Below are 3,777 nucleotides of genomic sequence, written 5' to 3'. Positions count from 1 at the left end.
GGCCGGGCCGGCGCACAGTGTCAGCGCCAGCGCGGCGGCGGCCAGCAGCGCCGCCGGCGGCAGCCGCGGCGGCGGCAAAACAGCAGCCCGTATTGTGTCCATGCCCATCCCGTCTCCTGCGGCTCCCGGCCGGCCGCCATGGGCGAAATCATAACAGGACCGCGCCGCCCGCCGCCGGCACGATGCGGTAAAATGGCGGCCATCGTCCGGCTCCGTGCCGGTCCATCCAGACCGCATCCAGAAAAAATTCAGGTTCATCATGCTAGATAATCTTACCCAACGGCTCGCCAAGGTCGTCAAGACCATGCGCGGCGAGGCGCGCCTAACCGAGGCCAACACCGCCGAAATGCTGCGCGAAGTGCGCCTGGCGCTGCTCGAGGCGGACGTCGCGCTGCCGGCCGTGCGCGAGTTCATCGCCAAGGTCAAGGAAAAGGCGCTGGGCGAGGACGTGATCTCGTCGCTGACGCCGGGCCAGGCGCTGGTCGGCGTGGTGCAGCGCGAGCTGGCCGCCATCATGGGCGCCGACCTCGGGCCGGAGGCGTCGCAACTGAGCTTCGCCCAGCAACCGCCGGCGATCATCCTGATGGCCGGCCTGCAGGGCGTCGGCAAGACCACCACCGTCGGCAAGCTGGCCAAATACCTGAAGGAAGAAAAGAAGAAAAAAGTGCTGACCGTGTCGGCCGACGTGTATCGCCCGGCCGCGATCGCGCAGCTGCAATCGGTGACGGCGCAAGTGGGCGCCGATTTCTTCCCCTCCAGCGCCGACGACAAACCGGTCGACATCGCGCTCGCCGCCCTCGACTGGGCCAAGAAGCACTACCACGATGTGCTCATCATCGACACCGCCGGCCGCCTCGGCATCGACGAAGAAATGATGCGCGAAATCGCCGCCGTCCACGCGGCCGTCAAGCCGATCGAGACGCTGTTCGTGGTCGACGCCATGCTGGGCCAGGACGCCATCAACACCGCCAAGGCCTTCAACGACGCGCTGCCGCTGACCGGCATCGTGCTCACCAAGCTCGATGGCGACGCCCGCGGCGGCGCGGCGCTGTCGGTGCGCCACATCACGGGCAAGCCGATCAAATTCGCCGGCGTGTCCGAAAAGCTCGACGGCCTCGAGGCGTTCGACCCGCAGCGCATGGCCAACCGCATCCTCGGCATGGGCGACATACTGGCCCTGGTCGAAGAGGCGCGCAAAGGCGTGGACTCGAAGGCGGCGGCCGACCTGGCGCAGAAGATCAAGGTCGGCGGCAAGTTCGACATGAACGACTTCAAATCGCAGCTGGGCCAGATGAAGAAAATGGGCGGCATGGCCAGCCTGGTCGACAAGCTGCCGGCGCAGTTCCAGCAGGCGGCCGGCGGCGCCAATATGGACCAGGCGGACAAGCAGGTGCGGCGCATGGTCGGCATCATCGACTCGATGACGCCGCAGGAACGCGCCAAGCCGGAGCTGATCAAGGCCACCCGCAAGCGCCGCATCGCCGCCGGCGCCGGCGTGCAGGTGCAGGAAGTGAACCGCATGCTGACCCAGTTCGAGCAGATGCAATCGATGATGAAAAAGCTCTCGGGCGGCGGCATGATGAAGATGATGCGCTCGATGAAGGGCATGATGCCGGGCCTGCGTTAAGCCTGACGTTAAGCCTGATGCTGCGCGGCTCGCGCGGCAGCGGACACAAAAAAGACCGCCCTCGCAGCACGCGATCGGCGGTCTTTTTTTGCGCCAAAACAGGCCGCCACGCCCTTGGAAGGTGCGCCGGCGCGCACTCGGCCGTATTTACGTCGCGTTTCCGGGAAAAAAGCTGAAAAACACTTGCATACTCGGTAAATCCCCACCAATATTAGCCGTGCGATCAATTGCGCAATTTTCCATGTGTTCGTTAAGGAGGCTCGAAGATGGCAACAGCCAAAAAAACCCCAGCAGCAGCACCAGCTAAAAAGGCCCCGACTGAGAAGTCGAGCGCAGCGAAACCTGCAGCCGAGAAAAAAGCAGCTCCAGTAAAGGCCGCCGCAAAGCCAGCAGCAGCGAAAAAAGCCGCAGCACCAGCAGCCCCCCGCAAACCCAACGCCGCGTTCATGAAGGAAATGACCCCATCGACCGTGTTGGCCGCCGTGGTCGGCGCAGCGCCATTGCCGCGCACCGAAGTGACCAAAAAGGTCTGGGACTACATCAAGAAGCTCGACCTGCAAGATCCGGCCAACCGCCGCATGATCAATGCCGACGACAAGCTCAAAGCAGTATTCGGCGGCAAAGCCCAAGTGTCCATGTTCGAAATGACGAAGCTCATCTCCGATCATTTGAAATAAACAGCATCCCCGCTACCGGCTGCATCAGCCGAGCGCCCATGCCCCAGCCTTCGCCGGCCGGGGCATTTTTTTTGCCGCGTGATTGCAGCAGGCGCCAACGCAATCGGGGTCAAGACCGTGGTTCAAGACCGTGGGTCAAGACCCCGAAGTGCGCGCCGCATGCGTCACCTACAGCGGCGACGTATACTTCCAGTGACTCCACGCCGACAGCACGGCGTTCGGATATTCCGGCCGTCCGCGGCTGCCGTTGTAGCGGCCCAGCGCGAGATAGGTATTGCCGTTTTCCATATCGAGATACATGCGCAGGATGGAGCAGCCGTAGCGCAGATTGGCCTGCATATTAAACAGCGCGCTGCGATTGCGGTCGCCGACGATGTTGGTCCAGAACGGCATCACCTGCATGTAGCCGCGCGCGCCCACCATCGACACGGCGTATTTGCGGTACGCCGACTCCACCTGGATCAGTCCCAGCACCATGCCCGGATCGAGGCCGGCGCGGCGCGATTCATACCACGCCGTCGCCAGGAATTCGCTGCGGGTCTGCTCGTCCGGCAGCTTGCGCCGCAGCCGCTCCGACATCTGCGCCAGCCAGGCGTCGTAATGCAGGCGGTCGCGCTCATTGCTGAAGGTGGGACGCGGCGGCCGCGCATCGCGGATCGCGCTCGACAGCGCCACCCGCACCGAGTCGGCCAGCGCCTCCTCTTTCTGGTTGCCGGCGCGCGCCGATGGATGGCACACCACGCCGGCCGCCAGCGCCAGCATATAGATCCAGCGCAGCGGCCGCGCCCAGCGCCGGCGGCGCTCGATGCCCACGGTGGTGGCGGCGGCGCCGCTCACGGCGCCTTGCGCGAAAACGGCGGTGGCGTTCACTGCGCCAGTTTGCCCTGGATGAAGGCGACGATATCGGCCACCGGCACGGCGGTCGCCTCGGTATCGCGACGGCCCTGGTATTCCAGGTTGCCTTCCTTCAGACCGCGCTCGCCGATGACCACGCGATGCGGCACGCCGATCAACTCCCAGTCGGCGAACATGCCGCCCGGACGCAGGCCGCGGTCGTCGAGGATGACGTCGATGCCGGCCGCCTGCGCGTCGGCGTACAGCTTGTCGGTCGCCTCCTTGACCATCTCGCTGCGGTCCATGCCCATCGGGCACAGCACCAGTTCGAACGGCGCCAGCGACGTCGGCCAGATGATGCCCTTGTCGTCGTAATTCTGTTCGATGGCCGCGCCCAGGATGCGCGTGATGCCGATGCCGTAGCAGCCCATTTGCAGCGGCGCGGGCTTGCCGTTTTCATCGAGGAAGGTGGCCTTCATGCTCTCCGAGTACGCGGTCCCGAGCTGGAACACGTGGCCCACTTCGATGCCGCGCTCGATCGCCAGCACGCCCTTGCCGTCCGGCGAAGCGTCGCCTTCGACGACGTTGCGCAGGTCGGCGACGATGGCCGCTTCGGCCATGTCGCGGCCCCAATTGGCG

Annotated in this window: 4 protein-coding genes; 2 read left to right on the top strand and 2 right to left on the bottom strand. The window is 65.1% G+C overall.

Annotated elements, in window-relative coordinates:
- Window positions 1-259: 259 nt before the first annotated feature.
- Together ffh and Q0S71_RS13380 are read left to right on the top strand one after the other, a co-directional pair.
- The gene (ffh, locus tag Q0S71_RS13385; RefSeq protein ID WP_295996269.1) at window positions 260-1,627 is read left to right on the top strand and encodes a signal recognition particle protein; all 1,368 of its coding nucleotides are present in this window, start codon (window positions 260-262) and stop codon (window positions 1,625-1,627) included.
- 266 nt (window positions 1,628-1,893) lie between these two features.
- On the top strand, window positions 1,894-2,304 hold the full coding sequence (locus tag Q0S71_RS13380) for an SWIB/MDM2 domain-containing protein (RefSeq protein WP_295996267.1): 411 nt from the start codon (window positions 1,894-1,896) through the stop codon (window positions 2,302-2,304).
- 168 nt (window positions 2,305-2,472) lie between these two features.
- Here Q0S71_RS13380 and Q0S71_RS13375 read toward each other — a convergent pair whose 3' ends face one another.
- Both Q0S71_RS13375 and Q0S71_RS13370 read right to left on the bottom strand, forming a co-directional pair.
- Complete coding sequence (locus Q0S71_RS13375; RefSeq protein ID WP_295996272.1) at window positions 2,473-3,066, bottom strand: lytic transglycosylase domain-containing protein; 594 nt, start codon at window positions 3,064-3,066, stop codon at window positions 2,473-2,475.
- A 104-nt stretch (window positions 3,067-3,170) separates the two neighbouring features.
- Window positions 3,171-3,777, bottom strand: a 607-nt coding sequence (locus Q0S71_RS13370) for a His/Gly/Thr/Pro-type tRNA ligase C-terminal domain-containing protein (RefSeq protein WP_295996265.1), incomplete at its 5' end; no start/stop codon positions are given.

Origin of the sequence: Rugamonas sp., assembly GCF_025354735.1 — a bacterium.
Taxonomy (GTDB): Bacteria; Pseudomonadota; Gammaproteobacteria; order Burkholderiales; family Burkholderiaceae_D; genus Rugamonas.
This window is presented reverse-complemented; position numbering and strand designations above follow the sequence as displayed.